Origin of the sequence: Mycolicibacter sinensis, from assembly GCF_001667945.1 — a bacterium.
Taxonomy (GTDB): Bacteria; Actinomycetota; Actinomycetes; order Mycobacteriales; family Mycobacteriaceae; genus Mycobacterium; species Mycobacterium sinense_B.
The window spans coordinates 67,798-82,244 of record NZ_LZJK01000091.1 but is presented as its reverse complement, the minus strand read 5'-3'; the positions used below and the strand labels follow the sequence as shown (position 1 = coordinate 82,244).

General features: G+C 67.8%; 16 protein-coding genes. All 16 read left to right on the top strand.

The features are described 5' to 3' along the window. Position 1: 1 nt before the first annotated feature. The 16 genes from A5694_RS12995 to nuoK all read left to right on the top strand — a co-directional run bounded on the left by A5694_RS12995 (position 2) and on the right by nuoK (position 14,437). Positions 2-616: a TetR/AcrR family transcriptional regulator gene (locus A5694_RS12995; protein ID WP_064922239.1), complete on the top strand. Its 615-nt coding sequence runs from the start codon at positions 2-4 to the stop codon at positions 614-616. A gap of 20 nt (positions 617-636) precedes the next feature. Beyond that, entirely contained in the window at positions 637-1,878 is a 1,242-nt protein-coding gene (locus A5694_RS12990; RefSeq protein ID WP_064922238.1) for an acyl-CoA dehydrogenase family protein, read from the top strand. 112 nt (positions 1,879-1,990) lie between these two features. Continuing rightward, positions 1,991-2,959: a phosphotransferase family protein gene (locus tag A5694_RS12985; RefSeq protein WP_064922288.1), complete on the top strand. Its 969-nt coding sequence runs from the start codon at positions 1,991-1,993 to the stop codon at positions 2,957-2,959. Then, on the top strand, positions 2,956-3,291 hold the full coding sequence (locus A5694_RS24660) for a DUF6285 domain-containing protein (protein WP_064922237.1): 336 nt from the start codon (positions 2,956-2,958) through the stop codon (positions 3,289-3,291). Before A5694_RS12985 ends, A5694_RS24660 begins: the two co-directional genes overlap by 4 nt. Before the next feature lie 87 nt (positions 3,292-3,378). Beyond that, positions 3,379-3,801 (top strand): response regulator transcription factor, encoded by a 423-nt coding sequence (locus tag A5694_RS12975; protein WP_064922236.1) that lies wholly within the window; start codon positions 3,379-3,381, stop codon positions 3,799-3,801. Between the two features lie 220 nt (positions 3,802-4,021). After that, positions 4,022-4,399: an NADH-quinone oxidoreductase subunit A gene (locus A5694_RS12970; protein WP_064922235.1), complete on the top strand. Its 378-nt coding sequence runs from the start codon at positions 4,022-4,024 to the stop codon at positions 4,397-4,399. A gap of 22 nt (positions 4,400-4,421) precedes the next feature. Continuing rightward, entirely contained in the window at positions 4,422-4,976 is a 555-nt protein-coding gene (locus A5694_RS12965; RefSeq protein ID WP_064922234.1) for a NuoB/complex I 20 kDa subunit family protein, read from the top strand. Continuing rightward, the gene (locus A5694_RS12960) at positions 4,973-5,674 is read left to right on the top strand and encodes an NADH-quinone oxidoreductase subunit C (RefSeq protein WP_064922233.1); all 702 of its coding nucleotides are present in this window, start codon (positions 4,973-4,975) and stop codon (positions 5,672-5,674) included. The genes A5694_RS12965 and A5694_RS12960 overlap by 4 nt, the downstream gene beginning before the upstream one ends. After that, positions 5,674-6,978, top strand: coding sequence for an NADH dehydrogenase (quinone) subunit D (gene nuoD, locus A5694_RS12955; RefSeq protein ID WP_064922232.1), 1,305 nt, complete (start codon positions 5,674-5,676; stop codon positions 6,976-6,978). The genes A5694_RS12960 and nuoD overlap by 1 nt, the downstream gene beginning before the upstream one ends. 44 nt (positions 6,979-7,022) lie before the next feature. Then, positions 7,023-7,802: an NADH-quinone oxidoreductase subunit NuoE gene (nuoE, locus tag A5694_RS12950; protein WP_064922287.1), complete on the top strand. Its 780-nt coding sequence runs from the start codon at positions 7,023-7,025 to the stop codon at positions 7,800-7,802. Continuing rightward, positions 7,799-9,136, top strand: coding sequence for an NADH-quinone oxidoreductase subunit NuoF (gene nuoF, locus A5694_RS12945; protein WP_064922231.1), 1,338 nt, complete (start codon positions 7,799-7,801; stop codon positions 9,134-9,136). Before nuoE ends, nuoF begins: the two co-directional genes overlap by 4 nt. Then, positions 9,133-11,544 carry an NADH-quinone oxidoreductase subunit G gene (locus tag A5694_RS12940; protein ID WP_064922230.1) on the top strand — a complete coding sequence of 804 codons (2,412 nt, stop codon included), beginning with the start codon at positions 9,133-9,135 and terminating at the stop codon, positions 11,542-11,544. Before nuoF ends, A5694_RS12940 begins: the two co-directional genes overlap by 4 nt. After that, positions 11,541-12,770 (top strand): NADH-quinone oxidoreductase subunit NuoH, encoded by a 1,230-nt coding sequence (gene nuoH, locus A5694_RS12935; protein ID WP_064922229.1) that lies wholly within the window; start codon positions 11,541-11,543, stop codon positions 12,768-12,770. The genes A5694_RS12940 and nuoH overlap by 4 nt, the downstream gene beginning before the upstream one ends. Continuing rightward, the gene (nuoI, locus tag A5694_RS12930) at positions 12,763-13,332 is read left to right on the top strand and encodes an NADH-quinone oxidoreductase subunit NuoI (RefSeq protein WP_064922228.1); all 570 of its coding nucleotides are present in this window, start codon (positions 12,763-12,765) and stop codon (positions 13,330-13,332) included. Before nuoH ends, nuoI begins: the two co-directional genes overlap by 8 nt. Next, positions 13,332-14,141: an NADH-quinone oxidoreductase subunit J gene (locus A5694_RS12925; protein WP_064922227.1), complete on the top strand. Its 810-nt coding sequence runs from the start codon at positions 13,332-13,334 to the stop codon at positions 14,139-14,141. The genes nuoI and A5694_RS12925 overlap by 1 nt, the downstream gene beginning before the upstream one ends. Then, entirely contained in the window at positions 14,138-14,437 is a 300-nt protein-coding gene (gene nuoK, locus A5694_RS12920; protein WP_064922226.1) for an NADH-quinone oxidoreductase subunit NuoK, read from the top strand. The genes A5694_RS12925 and nuoK overlap by 4 nt, the downstream gene beginning before the upstream one ends. Positions 14,438-14,447 lie beyond the last annotated feature (10 nt).

The following is a 14,447-nucleotide window of genomic DNA, read 5'->3' as shown; positions in this document are numbered from 1 at the left end:
GATGTCCAACCAGCGTGAGCTCAGCTCAAAAGGCCGCCAAACCCGGCAGGCGATCGAGCAGGCCGCTCGGGAACTGTTCGCCGAACGCGGCTTTCACGGCACCACGCTGGCCGATATCACGTCGGCGGCCGGCAAGTCCCCGGCCGTGCTGTACCGGTATTTCCAGGACAAGGAAGACCTGCTTGCCGCGCTGGCCGAGTCGTTTCTGTCCGACGTGGTCGAGCCCTCCAGGCTGAAAATGCGACTGCCGGACTCCGCGCAGGACACCGAGTTCTTCACGTCGGTGGTCAGCGGTTACTGGAGCATGTTCAAACAGAACATCGGCGTCATGATCGCCGTCGCGCAGCTCGCGGCCACCAACCAGCGATTCGCCGCCCTGCAAAACGAATTCCGCCGGTTCGGCATGGAGATCGTCGCCGCCTCGGTTCGGCGCGCCCAGCAGCAGGGCCACGGCCTCGACCTCGATCCCGACCACATCGCGGCGGCGATCGCGCTGCTGTTCGAGAACTTCACCGTCGTCTTCGTCGGTCCGTCCGGACCGGGCTGGCGAATCAGCGATCATGACGCCGTCGCGACGTTGTCGACGATCTGGAGGAAGACCCTGTACGGCTGCTGACCACCGACAAAGGATGTGCCATGGATTTCACACTGCCCGAACATCTTCCGGCGCTATTGGCCGAGATGGACGACTTCATCGAGCGCGAGATCGCCCCGCTGCAGGCCGAGAACATGCAGTACTTCGACCACCGCCGGGAGTTTGCCCGCACCGACGTCAGCAACGGCGGTGTCCCGAACCGGGACTGGGAGGAGTTGCTCGCCGAGATGCGCCGGCGAGCCGACGCGGCGGGCTGGCTGCGCTACGGCCTGCCGTCGTCGCTGGGTGGTCGCGACGGAACCAACCTCGACATGGCGGTGATCCGGGAACATCTGGCACACAAGGGACTCGGCCTGCACAACGACCTCCAGGACGAGTCGTCGATCGTCGGGAACTTCCCGCAGGTGATCATGATGGAGCGGTTCGGCACCGACGAGCAGCGCCGGGTGTGGTCGCAAGCCCTCATCACCGGTGAGCGGTCAATGGCGTTCGGCCTCACCGAACCGGCGCACGGCTCGGATGCGACCTGGATGGAAACCCGCGCCGAACCCGCCGACGGTGGCTGGGTGATCAACGGCGCCAAGCGGTTCAACACCGGGGTACATCGAGCCACCCACGACTTGGTCTTCGCGCGCACGTCCGGTGACCCCGGCTCGGCGCGCGGCATCACCGCGTTCCTGGTGCCCACCGACACACCGGGCTTCAATGTGCCGTTCTACTGGTGGACGTTCAATATGCCCACCGATCACGGCGAGGTCGAGCTCACCGACGTCCGGGTACCCGACGACGCAATACTCGGCGAGGTGGACCACGGCCTGGAGGTGGCCCAGACCTTCCTGCACGAGAACCGGATCCGCCAAGCGGCCTCCAGTCTGGGTGCCGCGCAGTACTGCATCGACCGGGCCGCCGAATATGCCACCCAACGGGTGGTCTTCGGCAAGCCGCTGTCGGTCAACCAGGCCGTGCAGTGGCCGTTGGCCGAGCTGGCCACCGAGGCCCAGATGGTGCGACTGCTGGTGTACTACGCGGCTTGGCATCTGGACCGCGACCATCACCTGGAGGTCTCCGACAAGGTGTCGATGGCCAACTACCGCGCCAACCGGCTGGTGTGCGACGCCGCCGACCAGGCCATCCAGACCTTCGGCGGGATCGGCTACACCCGCCACGAGCCGTTCGAGCACATCTACCGGCACCACCGCCGCTACCGGATCACCGAGGGCGCCGAGGAGATCCAGATCCGCCGGGTCGCGCAGCGACTGTTCGGATTCGACCGCCGGCGATGAGCCGTCGCTCCTGCCCAGGGTGCGGTTTGGTACGCGACACCCGGCGTGTCGCGTACCAAACCGCACACTCCACGCATGAGGCGAACAGGAGGCAGTGGTGAAGACCGAGCAACTGTCGGCCCGGCTGGCCCGGGTGCTGGCGCCGGTGCTGGGTCCGGTCGCCGTCGAGGGCCTGCGGGCCCTGACCGGCGGCGCCAGCAGGACAACCTGGGCATTTGACGCCGTCGTGAAGACCGGGGAAGCAGCGGGGCCTCGCGCCTTGATCCTGCGCACCGGGCCGCCCGATGAGCTGCATGCCAGCATGGAGTTGGAAGCGCACGCACAGCGCGCCGCCCGCGACGCCGGCGCCCCGGTACCGACCGTCCTGATCGCCGACAATTCTGCTGAGGCACTGGGAAATCCGTTCCTGATCTGCGATGCGATCCCGGGCGAAACGGTGGTGCGGCGCATCGATCGCCGGCTCGACGACACTGGACGCGCGGTCCTGCTGCACCAATGCGCGCAGGCCCTGGCCGCCATCCACCGGGCCGACCCGGCAGGCATCGCGCTCAGCGCCGACGACCAGCTCACCGCCTGCCGCCTCCAGCTGGACGCGATGCACGACACCACCGCAACCTTCGAGTGGGCGTTTCGCTGGCTGGCCGCCCACCGCCCCCCGGCGGTGCGGCCGCAGCTGGTGCATGGCGACTTCCGGATGGGCAACCTGATCGTCGACGACACCGGGCTGGCGGCCGTGCTGGACTGGGAGCTGGTACACCTCGGCGACGGCTGCGAGGACCTGGCCTGGTTCTGCCTGCGGGCGTGGCGGTTCGGTGCGCCGGCCGACCGCGCCGCCGGCGGACTCGGGGCGATCGAGGCGTTGCTGGCCGCCTACGAGGGGGCCGCCGGTACGGTGGTCGACCGCCGGCGGTTCGAGTGGTGGCTACTGCTGGGCACCCTGCGGTGGGGAATCATCTGCCGCTACCAGGCCGAGCGGCATCTGAGCGGGCAGGCGCGCTCGGTGGAGCTGGCGACCATCGGCCGGCGGGTCAGCGAGACGGAGTGGGATCTGCTGCGCCTGCTCGACGGGGTCTGGCCGTGACCGCCGGGGGCCGCCGGCCCACCGCCGCCGAGCTCGTCGCCGCGGTCGCCGAGTTCCTCGACACCGATATCCGCGCTGCCACCGAAGGCCAGGTCAACTTCCACGCCCGGGTGGCCGCCAACGCGCTGCGCATCGTCGAACGGGAGTTACGCGACGCCGCGAGTGGCGCCGCGGCCCAGGCGCTGGCCGGATTGGGTTTCGCCGACGAAGCAGCGCTGGCCGCCACCATCCGGGCCGGTGAGTTCGACGACCGGCCCGATGCGCTCACCGATTGCCTGTATGCCCTGGTGCGGCACCGGCTGGCGATCGACCACCCCGGATACGACCGCTGAGGGTTAGAGTCACTGCGCGACAGTCACTTCGACGGTCGTCCGCCAAAGCTGCTCTGTGGGCGCCACCCGGGCAGTAGCATCTGCACCGTGTCTGACTCCACGTCTTCCACGTCTGCCCTCCAGGCGCTGCGGATCCTGGTCTACAGTGACGACGCCGCGACCCGCGCCCGGGTCATGACCGCGTTGGGCACACACCTGCACCCGGATCTGCCGGAGCTGAGTTATGTCGAGGTCGCGACGGAACCGGTGGTGATCCGGCAGATGGACGCCGGCGGAATCGACCTCGCCATCCTGGACGGGGAGGCCACTCCGGCCGGCGGGATGGGCATCTGCAAACAGCTCAAGGACGAGATCACGCCCTGCCCGCCGATCGTGGTCCTGACCGGCCGCGCCGACGACGTCTGGCTGGCGAAATGGTCGCATGCCGACGCCGCGCTGGCACACCCGCTGGACCCCATGGCCCTGAGCCGCGCGGTGCTGGGTCTGCTGCGCACGCCGACACCCAGTTAGCGCGGCGGCCCCAGCTTCGCCTCTCCTCCGTCGAGCCTCGCTGAACCGCCGGGTTAGGGCGCCCTCAGAAGCGAATTACGCTGTGGCCGTTGACCGCTGCAGCGCGTGACGCCGGTCACAGTTGCCGTCAATTTCGGATTCTTCCCGACCTCCCGGTTGACGCGGGCTAGGCTGTGCCTGAACTCACATCGACGCCCGGAAGGGAACTACGTCACTGAGCATGAACCTGTATATGCCGATCCTGGTGCTCGCCGCGCTCGCCGCCGGTTTCGCGGTATTTTCCGTGGTCATAGCCTCGCTGGTCGGCCCCTCGCGCTATAACCGGTCGAAGCTGGAAGCCTACGAGTGCGGTATCGAACCCACCGACCAGCCGGTGAGCGGGCCGCACGCCCCGCCCGGTCAGCGGTTCCCGGTGAAGTATTACCTGACCGCGATGCTGTTCATCGTTTTCGACATCGAAATCGTTTTCCTCTACCCCTGGGCGGTCGCCTTCGACGGCCTCGGGGTGTTCGCCCTCATCGAAATGGTGCTGTTCGCCGCCGTCGTCTTCGTCGCCTACGCCTACGTCTGGCGGCGCGGCGGCCTGAACTGGGATTGAGTGGAGTAGGCGGGCCTAAACAATGGGATTAGAAGAACAGCTGCCGAGTGGTCTCCTGCTGTCCACCGTGGAGAACCTCGCCGGGTATTTCCGCAAAGGCTCGCTGTGGCCGGCGACCTTCGGGCTGGCCTGTTGCGCGATCGAGATGATGTCGTCGATGGCGCCGGATTACGACATCTCCCGGTTCGGGATGGAGGTGTTCCGGGCGTCGCCGCGCCAGGCCGACCTGATGATCGTGGCGGGCCGGGTCAGCCAGAAGATGGCGCCGGTGCTGCGGCAGATCTACGACCAGATGGTCGAGCCCAAGTGGGTGCTGTCGATGGGCGTGTGCGCGTCGTCGGGCGGGATGTTCAACAACTACGCCATCGTGCAGGGGGTCGATCATGTCGTTCCCGTCGACATTTATCTGCCCGGCTGCCCGCCCCGGCCGGAGATGCTGATGTACGCAATCCTCAAGCTGCACGAGAAGATTCGCGAGATGCCGTTGGGCGCCAACCGGGAGCAGGTGATCACCGCGACCGAAGAGGCGGCCCTGTCGGCCCCGTCCACCTGGCAGATGAGGGGGTTGCTGCGGTGAGTCAGGGCACTGTCGACGGTGACGACCGGGGCGACTCCGACGACGTGATCAGGGTCCGCCGCGGCCTGTTCGGCGCGACGGGCTCCGGCGACACCTCCGGCTACGGACGCCTGGTGACCGAGGCCGCGCTGCCCGGTGAAACTCCACGGCCCTACGGCGGATACTTCGACGAACTCGTGGACACCCTCACCGCGGCGCTGCAACGCGCAGGCATCGAATTCGCCGACGCCGTAGAGAAAGTGGTGGTCTACCGCGGCGAGCTCACCCTGTATGTCCACCGGGCGCAGCTGCCCGCGGTCGCCCAGCTGCTGCGCGACGAACCGGCCCTGCGCTTCGAGCTGAGCCTGGGGGTCTCCGGCGTGCACTACCCCGCCGACACCGACCGCGAGCTGCACGCGGTCTACCCACTGCGGTCCATCACCCATGGCCGTCGGCTCCGGCTGGAAGTCGCTGCGCCGGATGCGGATCCGCATATTCCTTCGCTGTACGGGATCTATCCCACGACCGATTGGCACGAGCGGGAGACCTACGACTTCTTCGGGATCATCTTCGACGGGCACCCCTCGCTGACCCGGATCGAGATGCCCGACGACTGGCACGGCCACCCGCAGCGCAAGGACTACCCGTTGGGCGGTATCCCGGTCGAATACAAGGGCGCGCAGATACCGCCGCCAGACCAGCGGAGGGCCTACAAGTAATGAGCACTGAGACGCCTCGCACCGTCCTGAACGTCGGCGGGCAGGAATGGGACCAGGTGGTCGAAGCGGCCAAGGCCGCCGACCCCGGCGAACGCATCGTCGTCAACATGGGTCCCCAGCACCCGTCGACCCACGGCGTACTGCGGCTGATTCTCGAACTCGACGGCGAGACGGTGACCGAAGCCCGTTGCGGCATCGGCTATCTGCACACCGGCATCGAGAAGAACCTGGAGGCCCGCTATTGGACACAGGGCGTCACGTTCGTGACCCGAATGGACTACCTGTCGCCGTTCTTCAACGAGGTCGCCTACTGCCTCGGCGTGGAGAAGCTGCTCGGTGTCACCGATGAGATCCCCGAACGCGCCAGCGTCATCCGGGTCTTGATGATGGAACTCAACCGGATCTCCTCGCACCTGGTCGCGTTGGCCACCGGCGGCATGGAACTCGGCGCGCTGTCGGTGATGCTGTTCGGCTTCCGGGAACGCGAGCTGGTGCTCGACATCTTCGAGGCGATCACCGGTCTGCGGATGAACCACCAATACATCCGTCCCGGCGGCGTATCGGTGGATCTGCCCAACGAGGTGATCCCCCAGATCCGCGACTTCCTCGACCTGATGCCCAAGCGGCTCAAGGACATCGAAGACCTGCTCACCGAGAACTACATCTGGAAGGCCCGCACCAAGGGCGTGGGCTACCTGGATCTGACCGGATGCATGGCGCTGGGCATCACCGGTCCCGTCCTGCGGTCCACCGGCCTGCCCTATGACGTCCGCCGAGAAGAACCGTATTGCGGCTATCAGGACTACGAATTCGATGTGATCACCGATGACGGCTGTGATGCCTACGGCCGCTACCTGATCCGCATCGCGGAGATCAAGGAGTCACTGAAAATCGTCGAACAATGTCTGGATAAGTTGCGGCCCGGCCCGGTCATGATCGAGGACCGCAAGATCGCCTGGCCGGGTGACCTGACGGTGGGCCCGGATGGGCAGGGCAACTCCAAGGAACACATCGGCTGGATCATGGGTCACTCGATGGAGGGGCTGATCCACCATTTCAAGCGGGTCACCGAGGACCTGTGGGTGCCGCCGGGCCAGGTGTTCGTCTCGGTCGAGTCGCCCCGCGGCGAGCTCGGGGTGCACATGGTCTCAGACGGCGGCACCCGGCCCTACCGGGTGCACTACCGGGACCCGTCGTTCACCAACCTGCAGGCCGTCGCCGCCATGAGCGAGGGCGGGCTGATCGCCGACGTGATCGCCGCGGTCGCCAGCATCGACCCCGTCATGGGCGGGGTGGACCGGTGAGCCAGACGAACGGTCAGAACAACAAAACGGGGCGCGGCCGGCTGATGCCGGCAACCGCCGGAACCGACGGCAAGCGGGTCTTCCTGCAGTTGGGCCGGCCACCGGAGGAACCCAATCAGTTCAACCATCCCGATGCGCCGCACGCCTACTCCGACGAGGTGCGGGCCCGGCTGGAAGCCGACGCCAAGGAGATCATCGCCCGCTACCCGCAGCCGCGGTCGGCGATCCTGCCGCTGCTGCATCTGGTGCAGGCCGAGGACTCCTACGTCACCCCGGCCGGCCTGGCGTTCGTCGCCGACACGCTCGGCATGACCGGCGCCGACGTTGCCGGGGTGGCGTCCTTCTACTCGATGTACCGGCGTGACCCGACCGGCAAATACCTGGTCGGCGTCTGCACCAACACCCTGTGCGCGGTGATGGGCGGCGACGCCATCTACGCATGCCTCAAGCAACACCTGGGCGTCGACAATGACCAGACCACCTCCGACGGGGCGATCACCCTGCAGCACATCGAGTGCAACGCCGCGTGCGACTACGCGCCGGTGGTGATGGTCAACTGGGAGTTCTTCGACAACCAGACCCCGGAATCGGCGCGCGACCTCGTCGACAGGCTGCGCGACGGCCAGCAAGTGCGACCCACCCGTGGGATGCCGTTGTGCAGCTTCGCCGAGACCGAACGGATTCTCGCCGGGTTCCCCGACGAACGCGCCGATGACGGCCAGGGCGGTGCGGGCGCGGCGACCCTGGCCGGCCTGCAGATCGCCCGCGACCACGGGATGACCCCGCCGGAGCCCGGCACCAGCGGCAGTGGGGGCGGCCAATGACACTTGCCGGGGGCACACCGCTGACGCCGGTGTTGAGCAGTTACTGGGACGAACCCGAGTCGTGGACGCTTGCGACCTACCGCCGCCACGACGGCTACGCCGGCATGCGCAAGGCGTTGGCGATGACGCCCGATGAGGTCATCGACCTGGTCAAGGACTCCGGGCTGCGGGGCCGGGGCGGCGCCGGGTTCTCCACCGGAACCAAGTGGTCGTTCGTCCCGCAAGGCGACCAAGGTGCCGCGGCCAAGCCGCATTACCTGCTGGTCAACGCCGACGAGTCCGAACCCGGCACCTGCAAGGACATGCCGCTGCTCATGGCCACGCCGCACGTGCTCATCGAGGGGATGATCATCTGCTGCTACGCGATCCGGGCGCACCAGGCCTTCATCTACGTGCGCGGCGAGGTGGTGCCGGTGGTGCGGCGGTTGCAGACTGCGGTCGCCGAGGCCTACGCGGCCGGGCTGCTGGGCACCGACATCGACGGCAGCGGCTTCGACCTGGACATTACGGTGCACGCCGGGGCGGGCGCCTACATCTGCGGCGAGGAGACCGCGCTGATCGATTCGTTGGAAGGCTACCGGGGCCAGCCGCGACTGCGGCCGCCGTTCCCGGCGGTGGCCGGGCTCTACGCCTCGCCCACCGTGGTCAACAACGTCGAATCCATCGCCAGCGTGCCATCGATCCTGCGCAACGGGGTGGAGTGGTTCCGGTCGATGGGCACCGAGAAGTCCCGTGGCTTCACCCTGTACTCGCTGTCCGGGCACGTGAACCGGCCCGGACAATACGAGGCCCCGCTGGGCATCACGCTGCGCGAACTGCTCGGTTACGCCGGCGGGATCCGCGACGGGCACCGGTTGAAGTTCTGGACGCCGGGCGGGTCGTCGACCCCGCTGCTGACCGAAGAACACCTCGACATCCCGCTGGACTACGAGGGTATGGCGTCGGCCGGGTCGATGTTGGGCACCAAGGCATTACAGATCTTCGATGAAACCACCTGCGTGGTGCGCGCAGCCCAGCGGTGGTCGGAGTTCTACAAACACGAGTCTTGCGGCAAGTGCACACCGTGTCGCGAGGGAACCTATTGGCTGGTCCCGATCTACGAACGACTCGAGACCGGCCGCGGCACCCCCGAAGACCTCGACACCTTGCTCGACATCGCCGACGTGCTGTTCGGAAAATCCTTCTGCGCCTTGGGCGATGGTGCGGCGATGCCGGTGAAGTCGTCGATCGAGTACTTCCGCGACGAATACATCGCCCATCTTGACGGGGGCTGCCCGTTCGACCCGAAAGCGAGCATGTTCGTGCCCAACGGAACTCACGGCGGTGTGGCGTGACTCAACCCTCTCAGGCCAATGGCCAGGAGTCGGTGACGGTGACCATCGACGACCGGCAGATCACAGTTCCCAAGGGCACCTTGATTATTCGGGCCGCCGAGCAGCTCGGCATCGAGATCCCGCGGTTCTGCGACCACCCGCTGCTGGACCCGGTCGCCTGGTGCCGGCAGTGCATGGTCGAGGTGGAGGGTCAGCGCAAGCCGCAGCCCTCCTGCGCGGTCGCCGCCGCCGACGGCATGGTGGTCCGTACCCAGCACACCTCCGCCGAAGCCGATCGGGCTCAGCACCTGGTGATGGAACTGCTGCTGATCAACCACCCGCTGGACTGCCCGACCTGCGACAAGGGCGGTGAATGCCCGCTGCAGAACCAGGCGATGACCCACGGCCGCACCGAGACCCGCTTCGAAGAGGCCAAGCGGACCTACCCCAAGCCGATCAACATCTCCTCCCAGGTACTGCTGGACCGAGAACGCTGCATCCTGTGCGCACGCTGCACCCGGTTCTCCGACGAGATCGCCGGCGACAAGTTCATCGAGATGATGGACCGCGGCGCCCTGCAGCAGGTCGGCATCTATGCCGAGACGCCGTTTGACTCCTACTTCTCCGGCAACACCGTGCAGATCTGCCCGGTGGGAGCGCTCACCGGCGCCTCCTACCGGTTCCGGGCGCGCCCGTTCGACCTGGTGTCCACGCCCAGCGTCTGCGAGCACTGCGCGTCCGGCTGCGCTCAGCGCACCGACCACCGCCGCGGCAAGGTGATGCGCCGGATGGCCGGCGACGACCCGGACGTCAACGAGGAATGGAACTGCGACAAGGGGCGGTGGGCGTTCACCTACGCCACCCAGCCCGACCGGATCAGCACACCGCTGGTGCGCGACGACGCGGGGAACCTGGTCCCCACCTCGTGGCCACATGCGCTGGCGGTCGCGGCGAACGGCCTGGCCGCCGCACGCGGACGCACCGGGGTGCTGGTCGGTGGGCGGGTGACCGCCGAAGACGCCTACGGCTACGCCAAGTTCACCCGCGTGGCGCTGCGCAGCGACGACATCGACTTCCGGGCCCGCACCCAGTCGGCAGAGGAAGCCGCGTTCCTGGCCGCCCGGGTGGCCGGACGCGGCATCGAGACCAGCTACGCCGACCTGGAAGCCGCCCCGATGGTGCTGCTGGTCGGCTTGGAGCCCGAGGAAGAGTCCCCGATCGTCTTCCTGCGGCTGCGCAAAGCCGCCCGCAAGAAGCACACCAAGGTGTTCGCCGTCGCACCATTTGCCGACCGCGCGCTGACCAAGATGTTCGGCACCGTACTGCCTACCGTTCCCGGCGACGAAGCCGCTGCGCTGGACGGCATCGGCGCAGGCTCCGAGCACGCCGAGCTCAACGAGCTGCTGCGCCAACCCGGCGCGGTGATCCTGGTCGGCGAGCGGTTGGCGGGCTCCCCCGGCGCACTGACCGCCGCGGTTCGGCTGGCCGAGGCGACCGGCGCACGGCTGGCCTGGGTGCCGCGTCGTGCCGGAGAGCGCGGCGCACTGGATTGCGGCGCCCTCGCCGGCCTGCTGCCCGGCGGGCGCCCGCTGAGCGACGCGTCCGCGCGGGCCGAGGTCGCCCGGGCCTGGGGGCTGGCCGCGCCCGACGACCTACCGTCGCAGGCCGGGCGTGACACCGACGCCATCCTGACGGCCGCCGCCGACGGAACATTGGGGGCACTGCTGGTCGGTGGGGTCGACCCGGCCGACCTGGCCGACCCGGCTGCGGCGCTGGCCGCCCTGGACGCAGTCGGCTTCCTGGTCAGCCTCGAATTGCGACACAGCGAGGTCACCAAACGCGCCGACGTGGTGCTGCCGGTTGCGGCGGCGGTGGAGAAGTCCGGCACCTATCTCAACTGGGAGGGCCGGCCCCGCCGGTTCGGTGTCGCTCTCGGTGAGCGCGGCACCCTGTCGGATCTGCGGGTACTCGACGCGCTCGCCGAGGAGATGGGTGTCGTGCTGGGGCTTTCGAGCGTGGCGGCAGCGCGCGATGAGCTGACCCGCTTCGGCGCCTGGGATGGCGAGCGGGTGTCCGGCCCCGACGCGGCGCCGGGCCGTCCGGGGCAGCCGGACTCCGGAGAAGCCGTGCTGGCCGGCTGGCGCATGCTGCTGGACAACGGAGCAATGCAGGCCGGCGAGCCGAACCTGGCCGGCACCGCCCGCAAGCCGGTGGCGCGACTGTCGGCGCTGACCGCCGCCGAGATCGGTGTTGCGGCGGGCGATCCGGTCACGGTCAGCACCGAACGCGGACACATCAGCCTGCCGCTGGTCATCACCGAGATGCCGGACCGGGTGGTGTGGTTGCCGATGAACTCTGCCGACTCAGCGGTGCACCGCACCCTCGGGGTCGGCCCCGGTGCGGTGGTACGGATTGGACACAGACCATGAGCGATCCCTGGTGGCTGATGTTGGCCAAGGTGCTGGGCGTCTTCGGATTCCTGGTGTTGACGGTGCTGTTCGCGATCGTCATCGAACGAAAGGTGCTGGGGCGCATGCAGATGCGGCCCGGGCCCAACCGGGTCGGGCCGAAGGGCTGGCTGCAGAGCCTCGCCGACGGCATCAAGCTGGCCCTCAAGGAGGACATCACCCCCGTCGGCGTCGACCGGGCGATCTACCTGATGGCCCCAGTCATCTCGACAGTGCCGGCGATCACCGCGTTCGCGGTGATTCCGTTCGGGCCGGAGGTCAGCATCTTCGGTCATCGCACCGCCTTGCAGCTGGCCGACCTGCCGATCGCGGTGCTGTTTATCCTGGCCATGTCGTCGATCGGGGTGTACGGGATCATCCTGGCCGGCTGGTCGTCCGGGTCGGCCTACCCGCTGCTGGGCGGCATCCGCTCGACCGCCCAGGTGATCTCCTACGAGGTCGCGATGGGGCTCGCGTTCGCCTCGGTGTTCCTCTACGCCGGGACGATGTCCACCTCGGGCATCGTGGCCGCCCAGGACCGGATGTGGTTCGCGTTCCTGCTGCTGCCGTCGTTCATGGTCTACCTGACCGCGATGGTCGGTGAGACCAACCGGGCGCCGTTCGATCTGCCCGAAGCCGAGGGCGAGCTCGTCGGGGGCTTCCACACCGAGTACTCGTCGTTGAAGTTCGCGCTGTTCTTCCTGGCCGAATACATCAACGTCACAACGGTTTCGGCGTTGGCCGTCACGTTGTTCTTCGGTGGCTGGCATGCACCGTTCCCGCTCAACCTGTGGGCGGGCGCCAACTCCGGCTGGTGGCCGCTGCTGTGGTTCACCGCCAAGGTGTGGGGTTTCATCTTCATCTACATCTGGCTGCGTGCCACCCTGCCCCGGCTGCGCTACGACCAGTTCATGGCGTTGGGCTGGAAGATTCTGATCCCGGTGGCGCTGGTCTGGGTATTGGTCGCCGCGGTGATGCGCAGCCTGCGCAATGACGGCTACCAGCACTGGCAAGGCGTGTTGATAGCCGTCAGCACGCTCACCACGCTGCTGGTGCTGGCGGCACTACATCGCCGCTTCAGCGCGCTGAACGCCCGGCGCGACGCGCCCCCGCCGATCGTCGCACTGACCTCGCCCGGGGGGTCATTCCCGACACCGCCGCTGCCGCAGCGCAATTCACCGCGGGTCAAGGAGGATGTCAATGGCTAAGCTCAAAGACGCTCTGGCCGGCTTCGGCGTCACCTGGAAGACGATGTTCAAACGGCCGATCAACGACGGCTACCCGGAGCACAAGAAGCCGACCGCGCCGCGCTACCACGGCCGCCACCAGCTCAACCGGCACCCGGACGGGCTGGAGAAGTGCATCGGCTGCGAACTGTGCGCGTGGGCCTGTCCGGCCGACGCCATCTATGTCGAGGCCGCCGACAACACCGACGACGAACGCTTCTCCCCCGGCGAACGCTACGGCCGCGTCTACCAGATCAACTACCTGCGCTGTATCGGCTGCGGACTGTGCATCGAGGCCTGCCCCACCCGCGCGCTGACCATGACCAACAACTACGAGATGGCCGCCGACAACCGCGCCGATCTGATCCTGGAACGCCACCAGCTGCTGGCACCGCTGGAGCCCGGGATGACCGCACCGCCGCACCCGATGCCGGCCGGCGCCACCGACAAGGACTACTACCTGGGCCGGGTCGGCCCCGACGGACTCGACGAGAACCCCGACCTGTTCGTCATGCTGGATCGCAAGAAGCAGGGTAAGGCCTGATGGGCGCCACACTGCTTGCCGCCGACATCGTCGTGGCCACCTCCACCGGGGAGGCGGTGACGTTCTGGGCGCTGGGCGCTTTGGCACTAATCGGTGCGGTCGGGGTCGTCACCGCCGCCAAGGCCGTGTATTCGGCACTGTTCCTGGCGATGACGATGCTCGCCTTGGCCGTCTTCTATTTCGTTCAGGACGCGATGTTCCTCGGGGTGGTGCAGATCGTCGTCTACACCGGCGCGGTGATGATGCTGTTCCTGTTCGTGATGATGCTGATCGGGGTCGACTCCGCCGAATCACTGGTGGAGACCCTGCGCGGCCAACGGATCGCTTCGACGCTCGCCGGTATCGGCTTCGGGGTGCTGCTGATCGCCGGGATCGGCGGCGCCACCATGCATCTGCGCCGGATCGGCACGCCCACCGCGGCGACCGGCGGCTCGACGGAGGTGGGCCAGAGCAACGTCGAGGGGCTGGCGGCGCTGATCTTCACCCGTTACCTGTGGGCGTTCGAGCTCACCAGTGCGCTGCTGATCACCGCGGTGGTCGCGGCCATGGTGCTGACCCATCGGGAGCGACTGCAACCGCGGATGACGCAGCGGGAGCTGTCCATCCGGCGTTTCCAGACCGGCCAGCGCGCGACGCCGCTGCCGACCCCGGGCGTCTACGCCCGTCACAACGCCGTCGACATCGCCGCACGGTTGCCCGACGGGTCCTATTCGGAACTGTCGGTGTCGGACACCTTGCAGCACCGCTGGGTCGGCGCCACCGGCAACGCCGCGCATGCGACCGGCAACGGGGAGGAGTCGGGCCAGTGAATCCGGAGAACTACCTGTACCTGGCGGCCATGCTGTTCACCCTGGGCGCCACCGGAGTGATGCTGCGACGCAACGCCTTGGTGATGTTCATGTGCGTCGAGCTGATGCTCAACGCCGCCAACCTGGCGTTCGTCACCTTCGCCCGGCTGCACTCGGCGCTCGACGGCCAGATGGTGGCGTTCTTCACGATGGTGGTCGCCGCCTGCGAGGTGGTGATCGGCCTGGCCATCATCATGACGATCTTCCGGGCCCGGCGATCGGTGTCGGTCGACGACGCGAACCTACTGCGCGGCTAGGAGTTGGGGA

Excerpts from the sequence above, each read along its gene's own strand:
- A5694_RS12925 (WP_064922227.1), top strand. The coding sequence starts at position 13,332 with ATGGGCGCCACACTGCTTGCCGCCGACATCGTCGTGGCCACCTCCACC.
- A5694_RS12990 (WP_064922238.1), top strand. The coding sequence starts at position 637 with ATGGATTTCACACTGCCCGAACATCTTCCGGCGCTATTGGCCGAGATG.
- nuoE (WP_064922287.1), top strand. The coding sequence starts at position 7,023 with ATGCCGGCAACCGCCGGAACCGACGGCAAGCGGGTCTTCCTGCAGTTG.
- nuoF (WP_064922231.1), top strand. The coding sequence starts at position 7,799 with ATGACACTTGCCGGGGGCACACCGCTGACGCCGGTGTTGAGCAGTTAC.
- A5694_RS12970 (WP_064922235.1), top strand. The coding sequence starts at position 4,022 with ATGAACCTGTATATGCCGATCCTGGTGCTCGCCGCGCTCGCCGCCGGT.
- A5694_RS12995 (WP_064922239.1), top strand. The coding sequence starts at position 2 with ATGTCCAACCAGCGTGAGCTCAGCTCAAAAGGCCGCCAAACCCGGCAG.
- nuoI (WP_064922228.1), top strand. The coding sequence starts at position 12,763 with ATGGCTAAGCTCAAAGACGCTCTGGCCGGCTTCGGCGTCACCTGGAAG.
- nuoD (WP_064922232.1), top strand. The coding sequence starts at position 5,674 with ATGAGCACTGAGACGCCTCGCACCGTCCTGAACGTCGGCGGGCAGGAA.
- A5694_RS12965 (WP_064922234.1), top strand. The coding sequence starts at position 4,422 with ATGGGATTAGAAGAACAGCTGCCGAGTGGTCTCCTGCTGTCCACCGTG.
- nuoH (WP_064922229.1), top strand. The coding sequence starts at position 11,541 with ATGAGCGATCCCTGGTGGCTGATGTTGGCCAAGGTGCTGGGCGTCTTC.